This window comes from uncultured Nitrosomonas sp. (genome assembly GCF_902826915.1).
In the GTDB taxonomy this organism is placed as follows: domain Bacteria; phylum Pseudomonadota; class Gammaproteobacteria; order Burkholderiales; family Nitrosomonadaceae; genus Nitrosomonas.
In genome coordinates, this window is sequence record NZ_CADEGP010000057.1 from 1 (window position 1) to 20,396 (window position 20,396).

Annotated in this window: 17 protein-coding genes, 2 tRNA genes and 2 pseudogenes; 11 read left to right on the forward strand and 10 right to left on the reverse strand. The window is 44.5% G+C overall.

What is annotated here, in order from left to right; all coding sequences use genetic code 11:
* Positions 1-640: pseudogene (locus QZV86_RS10330) on the reverse strand (DDE-type integrase/transposase/recombinase); the annotation flags it as partial.
* Between the two features lie 118 nt (positions 641-758).
* Here QZV86_RS10330 and QZV86_RS10335 point away from each other — a divergent pair.
* Entirely contained in the window at positions 759-995 is a 237-nt protein-coding gene (locus QZV86_RS10335) for a hypothetical protein (protein WP_295627436.1), read from the forward strand.
* 179 nt (positions 996-1,174) lie between these two features.
* Here the strand turns inward: QZV86_RS10335 and QZV86_RS10340 are convergent, their stop codons facing one another.
* Entirely contained in the window at positions 1,175-2,821 is a 1,647-nt protein-coding gene (locus QZV86_RS10340; protein ID WP_295627439.1) for a DNA mismatch repair protein MutS, read from the reverse strand.
* 138 nt (positions 2,822-2,959) lie between these two features.
* Between QZV86_RS10340 and QZV86_RS10345 the strand changes: the two genes are divergently transcribed.
* Genes QZV86_RS10345 through QZV86_RS10355 form a run of 3 tightly spaced genes read left to right on the forward strand, consistent with a single transcriptional unit; the run spans position 2,960 to position 5,983 of the window.
* A complete protein-coding gene (locus QZV86_RS10345) occupies positions 2,960-4,108 on the forward strand; it encodes an efflux RND transporter periplasmic adaptor subunit (RefSeq protein ID WP_295627442.1) in 1,149 nt (382 codons plus the stop codon).
* 2 nt (positions 4,109-4,110) lie between these two features.
* Positions 4,111-4,794 carry an ABC transporter ATP-binding protein gene (locus QZV86_RS10350; protein WP_295627445.1) on the forward strand — a complete coding sequence of 228 codons (684 nt, stop codon included), beginning with the start codon at positions 4,111-4,113 and terminating at the stop codon, positions 4,792-4,794.
* Positions 4,781-5,983 (forward strand): ABC transporter permease, encoded by a 1,203-nt coding sequence (locus QZV86_RS10355; RefSeq protein ID WP_295627448.1) that lies wholly within the window; start codon positions 4,781-4,783, stop codon positions 5,981-5,983. The genes QZV86_RS10350 and QZV86_RS10355 overlap by 14 nt, the downstream gene beginning before the upstream one ends.
* Before the next feature lie 134 nt (positions 5,984-6,117).
* Here the strand turns inward: QZV86_RS10355 and QZV86_RS10360 are convergent, their stop codons facing one another.
* Positions 6,118-6,312 (reverse strand): hypothetical protein, encoded by a 195-nt coding sequence (locus QZV86_RS10360; RefSeq protein ID WP_295627451.1) that lies wholly within the window; start codon positions 6,310-6,312, stop codon positions 6,118-6,120.
* 395 nt (positions 6,313-6,707) lie between these two features.
* Here QZV86_RS10360 and QZV86_RS10365 point away from each other — a divergent pair, with 395 nt between their 5' ends.
* From QZV86_RS10365 to QZV86_RS10375, 3 genes are all read left to right on the forward strand, one after another.
* Complete coding sequence (locus QZV86_RS10365; protein WP_295627454.1) at positions 6,708-7,352, forward strand: DUF1499 domain-containing protein; 645 nt, start codon at positions 6,708-6,710, stop codon at positions 7,350-7,352.
* Positions 7,353-7,745: 393 nt separating this feature from the next.
* Positions 7,746-7,822 (forward strand) — tRNA-Arg (locus QZV86_RS10370).
* Between the two features lie 64 nt (positions 7,823-7,886).
* Positions 7,887-7,962: transfer RNA gene (locus QZV86_RS10375), tRNA-Phe, on the forward strand.
* A gap of 96 nt (positions 7,963-8,058) precedes the next feature.
* Here QZV86_RS10375 and nhaC read toward each other — a convergent pair.
* Together nhaC and msrB (QZV86_RS10385) are read right to left on the reverse strand one after the other, a co-directional pair.
* The gene (nhaC, locus tag QZV86_RS10380) at positions 8,059-9,474 is read right to left on the reverse strand and encodes a Na+/H+ antiporter NhaC (protein ID WP_295627457.1); all 1,416 of its coding nucleotides are present in this window, start codon (positions 9,472-9,474) and stop codon (positions 8,059-8,061) included.
* A gap of 8 nt (positions 9,475-9,482) precedes the next feature.
* Positions 9,483-9,950 carry a peptide-methionine (R)-S-oxide reductase MsrB gene (gene msrB / locus QZV86_RS10385; protein ID WP_295627486.1) on the reverse strand — a complete coding sequence of 156 codons (468 nt, stop codon included), beginning with the start codon at positions 9,948-9,950 and terminating at the stop codon, positions 9,483-9,485.
* A gap of 30 nt (positions 9,951-9,980) precedes the next feature.
* Here msrB (QZV86_RS10385) and QZV86_RS10390 point away from each other — a divergent pair, with 30 nt between their 5' ends.
* Positions 9,981-11,135 (forward strand): RNA methyltransferase, encoded by a 1,155-nt coding sequence (locus tag QZV86_RS10390; protein WP_295627460.1) that lies wholly within the window; start codon positions 9,981-9,983, stop codon positions 11,133-11,135.
* A gap of 22 nt (positions 11,136-11,157) precedes the next feature.
* On the opposite strand, the gene QZV86_RS10395 is transcribed toward QZV86_RS10390, so the two are convergent.
* The 5 genes from QZV86_RS10395 to msrB (QZV86_RS10415) all read right to left on the reverse strand — a co-directional run bounded on the left by QZV86_RS10395 (position 11,158) and on the right by msrB (QZV86_RS10415) (position 17,035).
* Complete coding sequence (locus tag QZV86_RS10395; RefSeq protein ID WP_295627463.1) at positions 11,158-12,696, reverse strand: M10 family metallopeptidase; 1,539 nt, start codon at positions 12,694-12,696, stop codon at positions 11,158-11,160.
* A 182-nt stretch (positions 12,697-12,878) separates the two neighbouring features.
* Positions 12,879-14,645 carry a hypothetical protein gene (locus tag QZV86_RS10400; RefSeq protein WP_295627466.1) on the reverse strand — a complete coding sequence of 589 codons (1,767 nt, stop codon included), beginning with the start codon at positions 14,643-14,645 and terminating at the stop codon, positions 12,879-12,881.
* Between the two features lie 81 nt (positions 14,646-14,726).
* Positions 14,727-15,833 (reverse strand): cupin domain-containing protein, encoded by a 1,107-nt coding sequence (locus QZV86_RS10405; protein ID WP_295627470.1) that lies wholly within the window; start codon positions 15,831-15,833, stop codon positions 14,727-14,729.
* Positions 15,834-15,852: 19 nt separating this feature from the next.
* On the reverse strand, positions 15,853-16,419 hold the full coding sequence (gene msrA / locus QZV86_RS10410) for a peptide-methionine (S)-S-oxide reductase MsrA (RefSeq protein WP_295627473.1): 567 nt from the start codon (positions 16,417-16,419) through the stop codon (positions 15,853-15,855).
* 91 nt (positions 16,420-16,510) lie between these two features.
* Positions 16,511-17,035 carry a peptide-methionine (R)-S-oxide reductase MsrB gene (gene msrB / locus QZV86_RS10415; protein ID WP_295627476.1) on the reverse strand — a complete coding sequence of 175 codons (525 nt, stop codon included), beginning with the start codon at positions 17,033-17,035 and terminating at the stop codon, positions 16,511-16,513.
* 295 nt (positions 17,036-17,330) lie between these two features.
* Here msrB (QZV86_RS10415) and QZV86_RS10420 point away from each other — a divergent pair, with 295 nt between their 5' ends.
* From QZV86_RS10420 to QZV86_RS10430, 3 genes and pseudogenes are all read left to right on the forward strand, one after another.
* The gene (locus tag QZV86_RS10420) at positions 17,331-18,299 is read left to right on the forward strand and encodes an acetyl-CoA carboxylase carboxyltransferase subunit alpha (RefSeq protein ID WP_295627479.1); all 969 of its coding nucleotides are present in this window, start codon (positions 17,331-17,333) and stop codon (positions 18,297-18,299) included.
* Positions 18,300-18,324: 25 nt separating this feature from the next.
* Complete coding sequence (gene tilS, locus QZV86_RS10425) at positions 18,325-19,620, forward strand: tRNA lysidine(34) synthetase TilS (RefSeq protein WP_295627483.1); 1,296 nt, start codon at positions 18,325-18,327, stop codon at positions 19,618-19,620.
* A 246-nt stretch (positions 19,621-19,866) separates the two neighbouring features.
* A pseudogene (locus QZV86_RS10430) lies at positions 19,867-20,345 on the forward strand (transposase); the annotation flags it as partial.
* Positions 20,346-20,396: the final 51 nt, after the last annotated feature.

Below are 20,396 nucleotides of genomic sequence, written 5' to 3' on the forward strand. Positions count from 1 at the left end.
CGTGGCACTGATATTTTCCGGCCCGTTATCACAACGTATCTTCCTGGGTTTGCCGCGCCATTCGATAATCCGATCCAGAGCGCGCGTAACCCGCTCTGATGGAAGCGATACGTCCACTTCGATTCCCCAACCCTTCACGATTGAAGTCATCCAGTACATTAAAAGTTCGAAATGACCTGCCATTGGAAAGTTGATCAGCCATGAAATCCATCGACCATGTATCATTCGACCGTTCTGGCACAGCCAATGGCTCGGGCTTCTCCCGTTTTAACCGCTTGCGCGGTTTAATTCGTAAATTTAATTCCAGCTCACGGTAAATACGATACACCCGTTTGTGATTCCATCCAAAACCCTTCACATTACGCAAATAAAGGAAACACAAACCAAAGCCCCAGCGCTTATGGCAAGCCGTCAAAAGGAGTAACCAATCGGCAATTTCCTCGTTCTCATCGTTGCGCATTGGCCGATAACAATAGCAGGTCTCAGAAATGCCAAATGTCGTACAGGCCAAAACAATACTAACTATAAAACTTGCATTGCTCATTCCATACTCTCGGCATAAATCTGCCACAGGTATTCCTCCCTCAGCCTGCTTCAGTATCTGCATAATCTGGCTTTCCGTAAATCTTTCCTTCTTCATCAGTAAAATTCCTCTTCGTCTACGATAGAAAATTCTACTGCTTTACTCGGTTAATTCTTGGGGAGATTACCCGGTCAGTTTCGGCGCAAGCATATCGCTGCTCATTTTTGCAGGGTTTATGATCCGTTCCGAAGCAGAAAAGCTCAAGTTTGCAGTCATTAAAAGCACAGAAAGCTTAAAAAAGGAATTTAATGATCAATCAGCAGAAATTGATGCAACCATTGAAAAAATAGGTAATATTAGAAGCGGTGTTTTCCAGCCCATGTCAGAGCAACCTGTCATGAGAACACTATTACTGATTCTGGGTTTTGCTGGCATTCTTGCAGAAGAGTTTTTGATGATTTTTGGTCAATAAGATACGCTTGCGATCATCGCTCCAAGTTGTCGGTCTCTCATCAAAAAGCCATTGCCTCAGGTTTCTTTGGATCGAAAAATCTCGTTCAAGTCAGGATGACATCCTCACTCAACCGCAGGATGACTGACTTTTTGAGCCTGGCAGCAGACTGATTCTTGCGCGACCTCGTCTTTGACAAATCATATTCCGCTTTTATGATTTTCACCCTGCCTTTCCAAATGCGCTTCCACATCTCTCTGACTGAACCCAATTGCATTGGCGACACGATCGGCATGGCTGACTTTGGAGATACCTTCAATCACTCGGTGCGTTGGACCTTGCGGTTGGAATTCGACTTGCAGATAACGGCCAATGCTGTCTTTTTGCAGCAGTTCGCACAGTTCGTGATTATGCGTGACCAACAAAGTACTCGCGCCGAGTTTATGGAATCCTTTCAGAATATATTCCGAAATGGTCATTTTTTCTTCAAATGTGGTGCCTTCGGATAACTCATCCAGCACCACCAGACTGAGCGGGGTGGCATTAAAGAAAATCTCCTTGGTACGCTGGAGTTCATGGCCGAAACGTCCCATTGCAGCGCTGAGCTGGCCGGGATCGGGCACTTGATAATAGAGGTGTTCCGCCGAAACCAGTTGCCCTTGCGTGGCAGGAATGTAGCAACCGATCTGTCCCAACAATTGAATTTGCACCACAGTCTTGCAATACGCCGTCTTACCACCACTATTCGGGCCGGTGATGATCAGTACGCGCCCTGCTTGATCGAGGTGAATATCATTCGGCACGTAATCAGGAATTGTCCTTATCAGCAAAGGGTTTCGCGCCTGACCGACGGTCAGGCGATGCTGCTTTTCATCAAGGATTTGCGGCAATACTTTATCGCCGGCAATCGATTGTCCGTAGCGGTAGAATGACAGCAATTCATCCAGCATGCCATATGCTTCAACAGTCTTGGCCAGTTCTGGGCTTTCGCGGAATTGCCTGCGCAACGGATAAATGATCGAGTCACGGTCGGATACGCCCATCGCCAGCAACACAATCGGAAACACCGGCACCGTGAGTGCCAGGATGCCGTAGCCGATGTAAGACGCATTGAACTGCGGCATGAAATTTTCTAAGAAAAACAAAATGCCATACGATGCGACAAAAAAAATCACCATCGGTATGAGTTTAAACAAGGTAGGCCGGAAACGTGAATATAGATCGAAGGCCGATTTTTCTTTTTTGCTTTTGAATTTACTGCCGGAAACGTAAGCCGGACCTTGCATCAATGCATAGATGCGCGATTGGCCGAAATCACGAAAGGCATCCAGCAGTGTGCGCAAATAGGGAGACTGTGGCTGCGGAATTTGTGCAGCGCCCTCGACCAAGTTCACGGCAAACTCGGTGCCGTCGACATACTGCCGGTAACCATAGCCGCCAAATTCCAGTTTATCCGTGCGGCTGCTCGGATCCTCGGTCGTCAGGCCACCGTCAAACTCACCATACAACAGATATTTCAATGATTTTTCCCCAGAAACCGTTTTTTTCACAAATTTTGCAATCGCATCATGCAGTAGCGGGTCCGACTCTATTTCACGCAACGCTATCTGTTTCTGCTGCAACATTCCTGCATCCTGAACCGGACGAGCAATGGAGCGATACAGCGTCAGCCAACCAGTTTCAGTCTGGGTCTGATTAATCGCATGAAACAAGGCTTCTGCTTCAATCGCTTCAAAAGTCTTCGCATCCAGCGTTTCGTAATCACCTTCGGTGGGGCGGATAGCTTCGGCCGTCGTGGGTTGGTCGGAGTCGGATAAAATGAATTTTTTGCGCCAAATATTAATCATACGGAAGTTATGTTTAAGGTTTTTTCGGTTTTCGTGAGTTGTCAGCAAGCAATACTGACTGAGCGTGTAAAATACCCATATTTGCAATGAAACACAACACAATGACTTCCTCTTTCCACCCGAACATTGTTTCTAACGATGCCATCCATTAAAAAACCGCTCCGATTGATCGGTTTTATTGCCATAGCGATTGCGATTGCGCTCACAAGCTGGTATTACACCCGACCAGAACCATTGGAAGTGGATTTAGCCGTCATCGCCACAGGTGACGTAGAAGCCACGATTGTCAACACGCGCGCGGGCACGGTCAAATCCTGCCAGCGGTCCAACCTTGCACCGATGACCGGTGGAAAAATTGCCAAAATATGGGTGAAAGAAGGCGATCATGTGCAAAAGGATCAGATTTTATTGGAGTTATGGAATCAGGATTTGCGAGCACAACGCGAGCTGGCACAGCGTCAACTAGCGATGGCGCAAGAACGGCGCCGCGAAACCTGCATTCTAGCGGAAAACGCTCAGCGTGAATCGATTCGCACGCAACAATTGGTCGAACAGGGCTTTGTCAGCTCACAACGCTACGACGATGCCCACGCCAACGCACGCTCCCGTCAGGCCAGTTGCGAAGCGGCCATTTCCGATATCAGGCGCGCCGAAGCGCAGACCCACGTATCGCAGGCAGGAATTGATCGCACCATCATTACCGCACCGTTCTCCGGCGTGATTGGAAAAATTTCCGGTGAATTAGGCGAATTCACCACCCCTTCGCCACCCGGCATCCCTACTCCGCCAACGATTGATCTGATCGACGACCGTTGTTTGTATGTCACCGCACCAATGGATGAAGTCGATGCGCCAAAAATCAAGGTGGGACAGGAAGCGCGCATCACGCTCGATGCCATGCCGGAAAAAATCTTTCCTGGAAAAGTCCGGCGCATTGCGCCCTACGTGACTGAAATCGAGAAGCAAGCTCGCACAGTGGATATCGAAGTGGATTTCCTGCATATTCCAACAAATACCCTGCTAGTGGGTTACAGTGCCGATGTGGAAGTAATTCTTGAGCGCAAGGAAGCTGTATTGCGTATTCCGACGCAAGCCATCCGGCAAAACAATAAAGTCTGGACAGTGAATGAAAATAATCGATTAGCTGAACAAACTTTGGAAACCGGTTTGAGCAATTGGAGTTTTACCGAGGTTCGCAGTGGCTTGAAAGCAGGTGATCAAGTGCTGATGTCTTTTAATCAGGACGATATCAAAACAGGTGTTGTCGTGCAGCCCAAACCTCAATAATCATGATCCGCCTGACTGCTATAACGCGCACATTTCATATGGGTGATCAAGCGGTTTATGCGCTAAATAACATCAATCTGCAGATCGCCTCAGGGGAGTATATTTCGATCATGGGGCCTTCCGGCTCGGGGAAATCCACATTGCTGAATATTCTCGGCTTACTCGACAAACCCGATAGAGGACGTTATGAACTGGATGAAAAATTGGTTACCGATTTATCAGAAATCGAGCAAGCGCAAATCCGCCGCGAAAGAATCGGCTTCGTCTTTCAATCATTTCATCTGGTTCCACGCTTGACCGCGGCAGAAAATATTGAATTGCCATTAACACTCAGTGGTATGCCGTCTGAACAACGACAAATCCGCGTCGAACAAGCGTTACAGGCTTTCGAGCTGAAAGAACGTGCACAGCACCGTCCGGCGGAGCTTTCCGGCGGACAGCGTCAGCGCGTGGCAATTGCGCGCGCAACCATCATGCAACCCAGCGTCATTTTAGCGGATGAACCCACCGGAAACCTGGATCATCAAATCGGTGCAGAAGTGATGACGCTGTTGGAAGATCTTCATCATCGTGGAACTACGTTAATTGTTGTCACGCACGATCGGGAATTGGGTGCGCGTGCGCATCGCCAGATCGGCATGCGTGATGGAAAAATTTTAACCGATCAAGCAAATGCGACTGGTTGATACAGTACAAATATCATTTAAAACGGTGCTGAGCTATCGCATCCGCTCATTTCTGATCGTACTCGCGATGGCACTGGGCGTAGCTGCCGTGGTGGCGTTGACAGCATTAGGCGATGGCGCAAGAAACTATGTAATCAATCAATTTTCTTCCATCGGCACCAATTTGCTTGTGGTGCTACCCGGACGGGCAGAAACTTCAGGAGCATTCTTGGGCGCAGTGTTGGGCCAAACGCCACGCGATCTGACATTAAAGGATGCGCAATTGATTGGCCGCTTACCGCAAGTGCGGCGTTATGCGCCGCTCAATGTCGGCGAAGCGGAGCTATCCGCTGCCAATCGCTTGCGCACGGTGACCGTGCTCGGCAGCAACGCACATCTGATACCGATCCGACACATGGTGCTGGCGCAGGGGAGTTTCCTGGCACACGGCACTGAGAGCAATGCTCAAATCGTTCTGGGCGCAAAAATAGCCCGTGAATTCTTTCCCCGCACTCAAGCCATCGGGCAGCGCGTTCGGTTGGGCGATAGCCGATTTTTGGTCTCCGGTGTGCTGATGTCGCAGGGTGAAACGATGGGATACGACACCGATGAAATTGTCATTGTTCCGATCAACCATGCTCAAGTCATGTTTAATACGACCTCACTATTCCGTATTCTGATTGAAGCCAAGAATCACAGTGAAATCGAATCGGCAAAGCAAGCCATATTAGCGACAGTAAAGCAGAGCCACGACGAAGAAGAAGATATTACCGTGATTACGCAAGATGCCATTCTCTCGACCTTTGACCGCATTCTGCAGGCCTTGACTCTGGCAGTCGCCGGGATTGCCGCGATCAGTCTGATTGTTGCCGGTATTTTGGTAATGAATGTGATGCTGGTTGCGGTCAGTCAACGCACCACAGAGATCGGCCTGCTGAAAGCCATCGGCGCATCATCCGCCGATGTCCGTCGCCTATTCTTTGCTGAAGCGGTTTTGTTATCGTTAGCAGGCGCTATTTTAGGATTCTCGTTAGGACAATTTGGCAGCTTGATGCTACGTTTAACGTTTCCACAGCTTCCTGCCTGGCCGCCGGCATGGGCTTCTATGGCAGGAATTACAGTCGCTCTGATCACCGGAATTCTAGCCAGTATGCTGCCCGCCAGTAAAGCAGCTAAATTGGATGCAGTGAATGCGCTAGGAAAAAAATAAACTTAAGGGATACTTTTCACTTGATCTTTTGTACATTAGAAAAACACACCCAAATCTCATCACCCATAGCGCCGACCTGCCCGCTTGCACAATTGGATCCAACTCAGCCTTCCTGCGAGTTGATCGTATAAAGATTATTTTTTGTCTTCAGCGGCTGTACCGTCAGCATCAGTAGCACCCGTATCATGCCTTGTGACATCATCTGGACCATAGGCCGACATTTTCGGTCTATCCATCAGATGCCCATCAGGCGTTCTTCTAGGCTCATTACAAGCAGCAAGCGCCCAAGCTGAAAATAGTGCGGCTAAAAATATGTATTTTGTCGTCATGTCATTTTTCTCCTCTGTATAGAACGTTAGCTTAATCCAATTCTGTCGTATTGCGTATTGTATTTTAATGTATAGAAAAATTTAGCAATATACGTTGATTTATCTCAACCTTGGTGTGTATTCAATCACTTCTCTGCAATGGGTTGCAGCACGCTTCTAGCAATATATTCATTTATTCATAATCACGTACTGCCAATATTTCACCTGCATCTGAAATGCGATAAGCCGTTGGATTACGACTGCTATAATTTCGTATCCAAATTAATTCAAGGTAACTGAAGAAAATGAAAGCAAAAACAAAAGAGCGCTCAGAGTTTGCGCGTTGGAGTTTCAAACATGCGTGTCTATCCGCAGCTATCGCGGCCCTAGCTGTTCTGGGATATCGTTTTGGCATCATGAATTACCAAGTGGCATTGGTCATTCTTATCGGCGGAGCAGCACTGGGTATGATGGCCATACTTTCCGCCATCGTCAGCATTCTCGCCATCATTACACCGGTCGACACTAAAGTGACGGGAGCGCTTTCAGCGTTCGCTGGACTGGCACTTGGCCTTACTGTTGTAGCGCCTGTTTTCCTGACTATTCAGGCAGGATACAAAGTACCGCGTATCCATGACATCAGCACCGACCTGCAAAACCCACCAAGCTTCGAGACCATTCTTACTCTGCGCACAACCGAACACAACGCGCTAGACCGACAAACCCCAGCTAATCTTACCCTGCTTCAGCAAGCAGGTTATCCCGACCTCGGCCCTTTACTGATTGATAAAGATCCGAGTCAAGTCTTTTCGGAAGCCGTCGCGCTCGCCAAGACGCGTGGCTGGGAAATTATTGCGGTCTCTGCAGAGGATGGCATCATCGAAGCAACCGATACAACCCAATTCATGGGTTTTAAGGATGATGTTGTGATTCGCGTATCTGCTAAAGTGGATAAAACAATCGTTGATATGCGCTCCGCCTCCCGCATTGGCATTAGTGACATGGGCACCAACGCGGCGCGCATTAAAGCGTTTCTGCATGACCTTAATAGCGAAAAGTAACAATATATTTCAGATTCAAAGCGGTCGAGTTAACAGTTGATGGCACATCAAACTGCGAGAAACATTCTCGATGAATGTCGATATTAGGAAAAACGGGTAAAAACGCGCAGCAATACGCACTCCAAGTTCTTTTCTAACACCGCAACAACGACGCGGATAGTTTCTCAACCACCTGTCAAGAATCAGTTTAATCTTGACAAGATCGACCAAATACACCATCATCGCCCCCGAAAATGAAATTGTGATGATTTGCAGAGAAACAATCGGCTTAGTTGATTACAGTTTGGAAGCATCGAAACAGTAGCAAAATGCAACTTCGAATCCAGTGATTGATTCAATCTGATATAATTCCCCGGTTGCTTAACAAGCTGGAAGTAATTCGATTGTACTTAAGCGCCCGTAGCTCAGTTGGATAGAGTACTTGGCTACGAACCAAGGGGTCGTGGGTTCGAATCCTGCCGGGCGCGCCACCTCATCAAATAATCTCATGCCAGCTTATTTAGTGGATAAATCCAGTTTTAGAAACCTCGAAATGGCCAAGTAGCTCAGTCGGTAGAGCAGAGGACTGAAAATCCTTGTGTCGGTGGTTCGATTCCGCCCTTGGCCACCAATTAAATCAAGTAATTACAGATTAAAACCTTAAGTACTTTTTTGATCTTCTAGGCAAATGCCACCAATTTGTCACCGTTCTTCATTCATATTAATATCACCGCACTCTCTGCAGCAGTCCAATCCCCAAGATCGCCATAACGATGGAGACAAGAGGGTTTAGCAAATTCAATAAAGCATACATTGCATAATCCAGTGTTGGGATTCCCAGTGTAGCAGCATAAAAAGTACCCGCTGTGGTCCAAGGAATCAATCCGGTTGTTAAAGTAGAACCTTCTTCCACCGAACGGGACAATACGGCTTGATCTAGTTCTCTCTCCTGATATGCGCCCTTAAATAACTGACAATTCAGAATAATCGAGATATACGCCTCACCCATTGCCATATTGCCGAAGAATCCCGCCGCAATAGTGGCGGCAATTAATGCACTAACATGCCGAATACGCGTGATGAGTTGCATCAACAACACGCGCAGAAATCCAGCATGATGCATGATACCGCCCAGCGCAAGCGCCATAATGGACAATAATAATGTCCAGGCCATACTATATATACCGCCGCGCCCAAGCAAAGCATCGATGCTTTCAACACCGGTGGCTCCCGGCGAATTCAACCATAGCGCATTGATTACGTCGACGCCATCCTTACCCTGATACACCACAGCAATCAACATCGCTATAAGAATACTGCACGACATGCTGACTTCTGCAGCGTAACGCTGGATACTCAAACCAAACATCAGCAACAGCGGCAGTAATGTCACCCACAAATCCAGCTGGTAAGCACCCGCCAATGCGCCACGAATTTCATTAATATGGTTTCCTGGTAGCGCGTTTTCACCATATTGCATTCCCCATATCATAAAAACGATCAGCACGATGATAAATGTCGGCAAGGAGGTATAAAGCATCGAACCAATATGCCGGTAAAGGTCGGTCCCTGCACTCATAGCAGCAAGATTAGTGGTATCGGAAATGGGCGACAATTTATCGCCAAAGGTTGCACCGGAAATGATCATTCCCGCTACCAATGGCAGCGGGATACCCATTGCATCACCGATGCCAATTAGCACTACACCGATCGTTCCGACAGTTCCCCATGAAGTACCGGTAGCTATCGACATCAAGCTACACAGCACAAGTCCTACTGCTAGGAAGATGCTGGGATTGAGCCAATTCAGTCCATAATATAATAAACTGGCGATAGTTCCACTTTGCATGAAACTGGCAATCACCATGCCGATCAACAGGAAAATATAAATCGCCGGCAGCGCTTTGGTGATGCCCTCATCCATCATGCGCCTTATAGCGATAAACGAATAACCCAATCCACGCGCTTGCAAAGCAACCCAAATCAACGCCAAAAAAATAAGCGCGTGCAAACTGGCTTGCCAAACAAACAATCCACATGAAATCAGCAGCAATACACCAGCGAAGCAAACCATCGCATGGAAAAATGACGGCAACCGATGGGTAGTTGATAATCCTTCTATTGATACATCTTTTTCAGTCATCGGCTACTTTATTTTGGCACTTCATTTTCAAATAATATCACCCAATTACCATACCCCATCGCCCGCAAATCTTCTTTTCTGATAAATCTCAGTGCCGCGGAATTAATGCAATAACGTTGGCCCGTGGGTGCCGGGCCGTCGTTAAAAACATGGCCTAAATGACTGTCTGCATATCGACTTCGAACTTCGGTACGCGGCATCCAAAGCTCACAATCGGTCTTGAATTGGATATACTGCTCATTTATCGGCTGATAGAAACTCGGCCAACCGGTACCCGAATCAAATTTATGAATCGACGCAAACAGCGGCTCACCCGAGACAATATCCACATAGATGCCTGCGGCCTTGTGATCCCAGAATTCATTTTGAAACGGTGCTTCGGTACCAGCGTGTTGCGTGACCTGATACTGAAGTGTCGTCAAGTCATTTTTCAGTGATTCGGAATCTTTTTTAAAATTTTCATACGGATTGGCCATCGCGGTTTTTCCTTTTCTACTCAATTATTAATGATGAAATTCACCGGCACAGTTACTCATTTATCGCAAAAAGGCTTGGGTGTCGTCAAAAATGCTCAGAACAACATATCCTACTTTGTCTATGGCACTTGGCCGGGCGATAGCGGTGAATTTGAGATCATCAACAAACCACTCAATAATAAAAAATTCGCCTACGCCAAATTGATCCATCTGATGCAACCATCCACATACAGGAAAATACCCGCGTGCCCGCATCTTAGCCTGGAAGAAAATGCCTGCACCGGTTGTCCTTGGATGATTGCCGATTATACAAGCCAACTTGAGCAAAAAAGAAATCGCTTTATATATGCGATGGAAAGAGTCGGATTTGACACCACTCAACTTACCATTAGCCTTGTTCACCCTGCTCCACAGCCGTATGGTTATCGTAACCGCTGCCAGGTAAAAACCGATGGCGTGCAACTGGGTTTTGTGTCCGAAAACTCATATCAAATTGCACCGATCAAAGATTGCATCGTGCTCAATGATTCCTGTAGAAATTTATTAAAAACAGCTATTCAGCAATTACCCAACGCGAACTGGCAAGCCGATGTCGGTCAAGATTGGAATTTCATCGAACTTGACGATGACATGCAGGCAAATGAAATTCTCATTAATCAGAAGCGTCTTTTTAAACAAGGAAATACCGCACAGAATACATGGATGCAAGCTTGGCTAAAAGAAAAACTCGCCAACAATCCCTGTTCCGGCAAAATGGTGGAGTTATTTAGTGGTTCAGGTAATTTCACACAAATCATCGCAGAATTCAGCTGCACCACGATCGCCGCCTATGAATCTGAGCGTGACTCAATTCAAGCACTCAAAGCCAAAAAGCTACCCAATGTAACAACTCAGGTTCTCGATCTTTTTAAGCCCATGGTCTGGAAAAATATTAAAAAGAATGTCATCGATGCAGAAACCTTAGTACTCGACCCCCCTCGTTCAGGATTAAAAAACTTGCATTGTTTCTTCGACAGTTTCGTTTCGTTAAAAAAGATATATTACATCTCCTGCAACCCTGAAACCTTCGCCCGAGACGCCAGGATTTTTTATCGGCAAGGTTGGTCTATCGTAGATATTCAACTCATTGATTTATTTCCACATACACCGCATGTCGAAGCATTAGTGGAATTTATGAAGCCATAAAATGGATAAAATTCACTTATTATTAAATATACGCAAGGCCCGTTTGCGTGAGCGCATTTAAATCAATGTGCTGCACATTCACTCCACTGTCTGCGGCCAGTATGGCTAAAGAACCAACTGATATTTGACCATCATCAAGCATATTGAGGTAGGGGAATTTCTCACTTTGTGCTGGAACATCTCCGAAAAGATTTTGCCATAACAAAGTTACAATCTCATCGTGACGAATGAGATTTTTAGCATTGATAGCGAATTCGCCCAACTGTTCGTAGCTCAAGCCTTCATCAGCTTTGACCAGACCAATACCGACATATTCCTGATTAGTGACGGCAGAAGCGCCAAATACCGCGCCGAGCAGCTTTGCAACTTTGCCTGCATGGTCATCAAGATCCAGTGCTAACCCAATGTCATCGAATTCTACGCGCTCAATATTCAGCAGTGTGTCTTGGTTGCCGGGATTAGTATTAGCAGCAATTAAATAATTATCCGATGTTTTACTGATCGTGAATTGATTGCGCGGAGACTCGATCAGCACAGTATCAATCCCTGACCCACCATCCAGACTATTGCTGGCACCGTTGCCAATGAATATATCATCTCCCTCGCCACCAATCGCATTTTCAATCGTCACATGATCAGCGATCCAAATATTATGAATTGGCGAGCCAATATTTACGCCATTAGATTGCACGTATACCGGTTGACCTATTTGCGATACGCTGCCCGGATTCAGGTCGATTAGGCTCGGGATTGCACCCGTATAACGAATATTATCGGAGGAGCCACCTGCGTCCCAGATAGTTTCGTGATAGATTTTTGCATCATCGAAAGTATAAGTATCATTGGCAACATGATAAAAATTGTTAGCCCCATACAAAAATTGCATGGCAGAAATATCGAGCAGCATTGGCGTAGTGGGATGAAACGAAAACTCTGTACCTACATCACCTTCAAAGTTTGAGTAGGTATAACTCATGACGGTATACCGAGTGTTGTCCAGATTTGTCGGCAGCACGGTTTGTGATGGATCATCAGGATCCACGAACGGATGCTTGAGACCCAAGGCATGGCCAAGTTCATGTAAGATGGTTTCAAAAGAAATACTACCCGGATCCCAATCCTGGAAACGAAGGAGACCTTGAGTGTTAATCCAAATATCACCTGCCAGAGTACTGGGACTGGGAAGATAAGTCCAGGCAAGGGTTAATTCATCCGGATCTTCAGTATAGGCTGCACGTATGTCACCTACTTCACCGGCTGTTTCCGCTACCTGCACAAAGTTTAAATTAGCAACATTAGCCCATTGCTGCAACGCTTTTACAAAATTGGCTTGATCTGCCACAGTAAGCGGGGCAGCAGCACTATTCCATGGTTCACCATCACCAAATTGGAAACCATATCCGCTCGAAAGCGATGACCAGAATAATGGATCGTTGCTTGCTGGGAAACTATATGAAATGACCGTACTTGCCCAGCGAGAACTGCTCAATAGCGAGTCAATCGTATTGTCATTGGTCTGAACAATGGCAGTAGTTTCACTAGAAGTAAAAGGGGATGGCATTATAAGCTCCGAAGAATGACGAATCCAACTATTTGCAGCGCTGCATTAGCAGAATTTGATTCTGCCTGTCGCCTGTTTAACGCATGGATGACTCTGTAAATTCCATCTCACGTTTCCATCCGTTCAACGGAAGTGATGCATACAATATATATTTTCCTCAATCAATTTTTATGATCGGCTCATTACACAAATTCCAGCCCTGTTGTCGCTAACCCGATGAGATTGATATTGCTGGCGTTGATTGTTGAATCCGCCGCCAGTATACCGAGACCGGCTTCCGTGTAAGCACCATTCTGGAGCAATACAACATAATCATGCAAATCACTGGGCGATGGCGCAGTGCCTACGACGTTGATGTATAACAAGTTAACGATATCATTATTACTTGCGTTTGCTCCTAATTTGGTACTTATAGCCAGTTCCATCAGGTTACTATAGGCCATTCTACCATCTAGCAATTCTAATCCGATTCCCACATATTCTTTGTTTGCAATCGAATCTGTACCAAATACTGCGCCAAGCGTTTTAGCGACGATGCCGGCATTACCATCGACATCCAATGCAAGACGTTCGTCGCTGAAGCTAATCCGCTCAATCTCGCTTAGCGTATCAGTTCCTTCTATGTTGGCGTTATCGTGAATGGTAACGCCGCGATCAGCGGTACGGGTAATTGTAAAGTCGCTGTGGTTACTGGTATAGATAGCTGTATCAATACCTTCTTCCCCGTTGAGATTATCATCCCCATCTCCACCGTTCAAACTATCGTTGCCACCCCCACCCGTGAGAGTGTCATTGCCATTTTCTCCGTCAATCACATTATCGAGCGAATTGCCAATGATCTGGTCAGCCGCTGCCGAACCGGAGGCTTGCTCGTACTCTCCATAGAACCAGCGCAAATTGGCAGGTTCCTTGCCCAAAGAAATAGTATTTTGTACATCAAAGGTACTCACAGATACCCCGACTAAATGGGCGGCACCAGCAATGTTAACCCCCATATTAAAATGAGCGCCGCCAACATATTCTGAAAGATCGACAGTATCAATACCGCCCGTATCGAAGTAGGTTCGATATCCGGCCACGCCCGCTGTGACCGTATCATTGCTTGATCCACTCGTTCCGGTTCCTTCACCATAAGCCTGTTGCAGCGCAATCACATCCAGAATCATTGGCGTATAGGCCTGAAAAGTAGCGTTTGAACCAGGCAGCAAAGAATGCTGATTATCATATGACATGATCGTGAAATATTCCTTGTACATGTCTTCTGCACTGCTGGTGCGAAAGCCAAGCTGTGAAAATCCCAGATCTTTGGTAGCAGTGTAATCTGTGGTGATAGTAGGTGTACGAGCACTAATATCATATGCGCTATGCGGATGAGAAAAACCTAGTGAGTGCCCCAATTCATGCATCAGAGTTTGTCGGGCCCGTGTATTTAAATCGAGTGTTAGATCACCATTGAATTTTGGTGCATAAGCGTTAAGAAAAATATCACCGGCCCCTCCTGTGTAGTTAAACAGAAACATATCGGCATTTCCCCCGGAAATCCCGGCAAAATTCACATCAGAACGATAAATCCAGTTTATGTTAATATCAGAAACATCAGCTCTGCCAATATCTTCAGGGTTTGGCGTAGCGTCAGTGCTGCTTACAAAGCTGTCATAGTCCCCTATCCACTGAAAAGTAGTATTTGCAAATTGTGAGTAAGTCTGCAGAATGGCTTGAATGTTGCTTTCCATACGGGTAGTCCATGCGACCTCGCTTGCGCCTCTGGTATAAAGTATTGAGTTGAAATTAGAATAATTCGAACTCAGATAGTCATCATGGCTAAAGTTGTCTGAAACGGAAACGCGAATGGCGCCACTGAGTTTGTAATTGGGTAAGCCGAATGCATCAAAGTTGAACATGGCTTTAGTAATAGCAGTATCCGGTGTATAAGCGGTATTAGTAGCCATATTTTTCCTTTGTAATCTGGTTTATCAGATCACAATTCGCACAGCCAATTCAAGCGGCACGTTATAATTTACAAGCAAACTCTATTCAACCACTTCGATATATCCATTGATATACCACTGATAAAGTACTTCCTCAGCTTCTTCATTCATACTTAGGGGCGGCAAAATCTCTTGATCGTTAGCAAGCTTAATCAAGAAATGGTATGCACCATTACCAACTTCAGAAATTTCACCATTCATAAATAACTTATTAGCACCACTTAACATTCTACTTTTTAAGTTAAGCCGTATACCACTCTTCATAATTTCTCGTAGAAATAAATCTGAAGTCAGAGGATTTGTTGGTTGTTCAAAAAAAATATGTGATTTAGGTTCTGAAAGATAAGTTCCGAGAAAGTCTTCAATATCGTTGCGATTCCATTGTATTTTTTTTAGAATTGAATTTACTTGAGATAACATTGCCGCGTTAATTTTTGATGAATGAGCTTGCAATTGCAAATCAGGGTCTGAATACCTCCCCTCCGCAGCTAAGTTATCTTGCAAATAAACCAGAAATTGCATCATTAATTCATGGAAACTAGGTGCACGAAAACCAATGGAATACGTCATACAATCGGTCTCTGCGATACCATTATGTGCGTATTTTGGAGGTAGATAAAGCATGTCGCCAGCATTTAGTACCCACTCTTGTTCCGGTAAAAAATTTTTCAATATCCTAAGTGGAGCATCGGCAATAAATCGATCATCCTGTTGAGCGGATATTTGCCAACGCCTGGAGCCCATACCTTGTAACAGAAACACATCATAGGAGTCAAAATGTGGCCCAATCCCACCGCCTTTGGGTGCGTAACTCACCATTAAATCATCTAGGCGAGCATGTGGGATAAAGTTAAATTTTTTTAACAAATCACGAGCGGAAGGAAGAAAATGATTCACTTCTTGAACAAGTAAAGTCCATTGTTTTTTGGGCAACTTGACAAAGTCATAGTGGCTTAATGGACCATACTTAAGATGCCATTTCCCCTTTTTCTGAACTACCAGCCGAGATTGCGTATCTTCAGTACATACTTGCTTTATCAGCTCATCCCGTGTTAACAGGCCATTAAACCCAGGGAATGCATTTCTGATTAGCAGCGGATGTTTTTGCCAGTAATCTCTTAAAAAAACTTTGGAGCTAATTCCTCCCAATGAAATAGGTTTAATTTTATTAATGTTGCGTTCCCCATAATTCTTTCAAGCGCGTATCCCGACCACAATTGTTCCGGTAATACTTATATCGCAACGGATTCTTTTGGTAATAATCCTGGTGATAGTCTTCAGCCCGATAAAATTCGACTGCTGGCAAAATTTCAGTCACTATGGGTTTAGTAAATCGTCCCGATAGATCAAGCATATTTCTTGAAATTTCAGCCTGTTCTTTTTGCTCGGAATTGCGATAAAAAATCACACTACGATATTGCGCACCAGAATCACAAAACTGCCGATTAGGCGTTAGTGGATCAATAGTGAACCAATAAGCATTCAGTAACTTAGAATAGTTGGTTTTTGTTTTATCAAAATAAACCATAACTGCCTCAACATGCCCCGTTTTTCCAGAGACCACTTGTTCATATGTTGGATCCACAACCGTACCACCAATATAACCGGATATTGTGGATACCACACCTGGCATTTTGTCGAAATCAGACTCGGTACACCAAAAACAACCGCCTGCAAAAATTGCGGTATCAAAATTCTCATTGGTCAAATAAGTAGACTCCGATTCTGCAATCATTGAATCAATTTGTTGACAACCACTCGCAAATATCGATAAGAAAATTACATAAAAAAAATACCGCAGATGAAAAACTCGCTCCCACATAAACTTACCCCCTAAGCGCCGGTAGTTGATCTGCTTTCTGAACAAATTGTAGCGCAACTCCATTATTGCACCAACGTTCCTTTCTGGGCGGCGGGCCATCCTTAAAAACGTGCCCCTGATGCCCTCCACATCGTGCACAGTGATACTCTATCCGCAGAATAATCAATTTAAAATCACGTTTAGTAACGATATGCCCAGCAATAGGTTGTGTAAAGCTTGGCCATCCAGTTCCGCTTTCGTATTTATGCTGACTCTCAAACAAAGGTAAATAGCACGCAGCACATATGAAGGTTCCTTCTCGATGTTCATGATTCAACTCACTACTACCCGGATTCTCAGTATGCTCATTAAATAATACCTGAAAAGCTTCGGGAGATACCAAGTCACGCCACTCCTCATAAGGCTTTTTCAGTCGCTCAACCACTGCACTACTAATAGCTTGAGCAAGTAATTGATCCGGGATAAGAAGTGCCGCGGCAGGTAATGCAGTAGCTAAACTGATTCCCTGGAGAAAAATACGCCTATCCATAAAAAACTCCTCACAACGTTGATATCGATACATAGCAAAACTGTTAAGCAATAACAAGCAAATAGAAACTGCAATTTACAATCTATTAATTGAAGTAATAGGCTAATTTTAAGATCATTGTTGCTTCAGTTATTTTCCAATAAGCCACAACGCCAATTAAACACTATTGGTTAGCTCTATCGCTCCACATAAATTTGAGACTATTGACTAACATTAAGTTTCAGACACACTCTGTCATGCAGATTCTTCTACAAATCCTGTATCATCACGGTTTTAAGATTATATCTCAGCCTACATGAAAATAACTTTTCTGGAATTTGAGCAAAGTATTGCTGAATTTGAATCAAAGATTGAGGAATTACGCTTCGCACAAGATGAATCTGCACTAGATATCTCAGCAGAAATCGCGCGTTTGCAAATTAAAAGCCAGTCACTCACAAAGAATGTTTATGCAAAATTGACTCCTTGGCAAATATCACAAGTTGCTCGGCATCCCCAACGTCCTTACACACTGGACTATATAGAACACTTATTTACAGATTTCGAAGAGCTACATGGCGATCGTAATTTTTCTGATGACCATGCTATTGTGGCTGGTTTGGCTCGTTTTAACAGTCAAACTATTATGGTAATTGGGCATCAAAAAGGACGTGACACTAAGGAAAAAATCTACCGGAATTTTGGCATGCCAAAACCGGAAGGGTATCGTAAAGCTCTGCGTTTAATGCACTTAGCAGAGAAATTTTCAATACCTTTGATTACATTTATCGATACCCCAGGAGCGTATCCAGGGATTGATGCAGAAGAACGGGGACAATCAGAAGCTATTGGCAAGAATCTCTACGTTATGGCACAACTCAGAATTCCCATTATTTGTGTAATTATTGGAGAGGGTGGTTCAGGAGGGGCCTTAGCAGTAGCAGTAGGTGACGTGATTCATATGTTGCAATATTCCACTTACTCGGTGATATCCCCGGAGGGTTGTGCATCAATTTTATGGAAAAGCGCAGAGAAAGCTCCTGAAGCTGCTGAAATCATGGGTATCACAGCTGATCGGTTAAAATCATTCAATCTGGTTGACAGTATAATTACTGAGCCTGTCGGTGGCGCTCATCGTGATTATCCAGCAACCATGCATGCGGTAAAAAATGTTTTACAAGAATCTCTACGTAAACTCCAAGAATACTCTATCGAAACACTCCTAGAAAAGCGTCTGGAACGTCTTATGACATATGGATCATTCAAGGAAGTTAAAGTCGATTAATTTCTTGCGCAACATTCGGGACGTAATGTTCAGGCATATTAAACCAGGCGATCACTTAACTGTCGCTCTGAGCGGTGGTGTAGATTCAGTTGTTTTACTGCATATACTCGTTACACTATCCAGAGAAATGCCTCTCACGTTATCTGCAGTACACGTCAATCACGGCATAAGTAGCAATGCAACCCACTGGAGTAAATTTTGTTGTCATCTATGTCATGCGTATGGCGTGTCTATTTACATTGCTTATTTAAAAATCAAGAAAGAAAAAGGTGAAAGCCTTGAAGCAAGAGCCCGAGAAGAACGATACCGCGTATTCAACCAGATACAAGCAAATTATGTAGTATTAGCGCAACATTTGGACGACCAAGCAGAAACATTATTATTACAATTATTTCGTGGTGCTGGCATAAAAGGGTTATGTGGCATGCCCCTAGTCAGAAAACAATCGTCGATTGCAGCACCGCAGATCCTGCGACCATTGTTAGAAATCTCTCGTGACGAAATAGAAGCTTATGGGCGATTAAACAAATTGAATTGGATCAACGATGAAAGTAATGACAGCATTATTTTTAATAGAAACTTTCTGCGTCATGATATTTTGCCGCTATTAAAAAAGCGATATCCTAATTATCCTAAAACATTACTACGTGCCAGCCGCCATTTTTCAGAAACGTTATCACTACTAGATGAATTAGCCGTCATTGATAATGGACATTGTGTGGTTTCAGGAAATATTCAAGTCAATCATATACGTCATCTTAGCTTTGCTCGCGCTAAAAATCTATTACGTTACAAATTGTTACAACAAGGCGTAACACCTCCTAGCACAGTGAAATTAGAAACTATTCTGCACCAGATTTTGTCCGCAGGAGCAGACAGTCAACCCTACATTAGTTTTGGCAATACTGAAATTCGCTGCTACAAAGGCTCAATTTATATCTTACCCAGTAAAACTTTTCTTCAAAGCTCTGAGCACTATGTTTGGAATGGAGAAGCACATATAGTGCTAAGTCATTTTAATGGCACTATCCGTTTTACAGAAGTAAAAAACCAAGGTATTAGTCAAAATAAAATATCCACTGAGTTAATTACTATTCGTTCACGTAAGGGTGGCGAACGTTTTATGCCGGCCTGCAATCGTCCGCGAAGAAGCTTAAAAAACCTGCTGCAGGAAGCATCAATTCCACCATGGAAACGTAACACAATACCTTTAATGTTTTATGGAGAGAAACTGATATGGGTTCCTAGTATAGGCGTTGATTGTGAATTTCAAGTAAAATCCGACGAATTAGGAATCTTACCTGTGTGGGATCCTATGTAACAGCAGAAAATTGTGAGCTTTAAATCACGAATACCCATATCACCGATATAGTCTAATAGACTCGGACAAGGTAATCCCTCCGCAAAAATAACTGAGATCAAAAGTAGAATTTTCAAGAACCTTGCACGGTTAGAGCCGTTTTCAGGTGCGGATGATGATATAATAATATTTTGAATCATATTGTTGACTTGGTTTAATGAAACCGGACATTCCAGTTAAGAGAAAATAGCTTAACTGGAGGAAGAAATGATAACGAGGAAACAATATACAAAGGAATACAAATTAGATGCAATCAGTCTGGTATAGGATCAGGGCCGTACGACATCGGAAGTGTCTCGAAGCCTGGAAATTAGTGCCAATATGCTGAGGAGGTGGATCAGGAAATACCAGGCGGATAAAGCTGATCAGTTATTCCGGGGTAATGGGAGACTGACACCGAAGCAAGAAGAAATTCGACCGTTGAAGGCGCAAATCAAGCAGCTCAAACTGGAGAGGGAAATACTAAAGGAAGCGGCGGTCTTTTTCATGAAAGAAACGAAGTGAAATATTCGTTCATCACCCAAAGGAAGAAGACCTACCCGGTTGGCTTGATGTGCCAACTGATGGGTGTAAGTCGTAGCGCCTACTATGATTATGTCCGGCGCACTGACAATTATTCTGAAAAACAATGTCACGAGGAAATACTTGAAACGGTTCGAGGCATAGCGAACTCTAGCAATCATAGCTAGAGCTTACTCAGAAATTCAGCAATCAGATATGCACTGCTAAATAAGAAT

Bases quoted from the DNA above. Each gene is read 5' to 3' on its own strand.
- msrB (WP_295627476.1), bottom strand. From the start codon at position 17,035: ATGGATAGGCGTATTTTTCTCCAGGGAATCAGTTTAGCTACTGCATTA.
- QZV86_RS10365 (WP_295627454.1), top strand. From the start codon at position 6,708: ATGAATTACCAAGTGGCATTGGTCATTCTTATCGGCGGAGCAGCACTG.
- QZV86_RS10400 (WP_295627466.1), bottom strand. From the start codon at position 14,645: ATGGCTACTAATACCGCTTATACACCGGATACTGCTATTACTAAAGCC.
- QZV86_RS10390 (WP_295627460.1), top strand. From the start codon at position 9,981: ATGATGAAATTCACCGGCACAGTTACTCATTTATCGCAAAAAGGCTTG.
- tilS (WP_295627483.1), top strand. From the start codon at position 18,325: ATGTTCAGGCATATTAAACCAGGCGATCACTTAACTGTCGCTCTGAGC.
- msrB (WP_295627486.1), bottom strand. From the start codon at position 9,950: ATGGCCAATCCGTATGAAAATTTTAAAAAAGATTCCGAATCACTGAAA.
- QZV86_RS10355 (WP_295627448.1), top strand. From the start codon at position 4,781: ATGCGACTGGTTGATACAGTACAAATATCATTTAAAACGGTGCTGAGC.
- QZV86_RS10335 (WP_295627436.1), top strand. From the start codon at position 759: ATGATCCGTTCCGAAGCAGAAAAGCTCAAGTTTGCAGTCATTAAAAGC.
- nhaC (WP_295627457.1), bottom strand. From the start codon at position 9,474: ATGACTGAAAAAGATGTATCAATAGAAGGATTATCAACTACCCATCGG.
- QZV86_RS10350 (WP_295627445.1), top strand. From the start codon at position 4,111: ATGATCCGCCTGACTGCTATAACGCGCACATTTCATATGGGTGATCAA.
- QZV86_RS10345 (WP_295627442.1), top strand. From the start codon at position 2,960: ATGCCATCCATTAAAAAACCGCTCCGATTGATCGGTTTTATTGCCATA.
- QZV86_RS10395 (WP_295627463.1), bottom strand. From the start codon at position 12,696: ATGCCATCCCCTTTTACTTCTAGTGAAACTACTGCCATTGTTCAGACC.
- QZV86_RS10360 (WP_295627451.1), bottom strand. From the start codon at position 6,312: ATGACGACAAAATACATATTTTTAGCCGCACTATTTTCAGCTTGGGCG.
- msrA (WP_295627473.1), bottom strand. From the start codon at position 16,419: ATGATTGCAGAATCGGAGTCTACTTATTTGACCAATGAGAATTTTGAT.
- QZV86_RS10340 (WP_295627439.1), bottom strand. From the start codon at position 2,821: ATGATTAATATTTGGCGCAAAAAATTCATTTTATCCGACTCCGACCAA.
- QZV86_RS10420 (WP_295627479.1), top strand. From the start codon at position 17,331: ATGAAAATAACTTTTCTGGAATTTGAGCAAAGTATTGCTGAATTTGAA.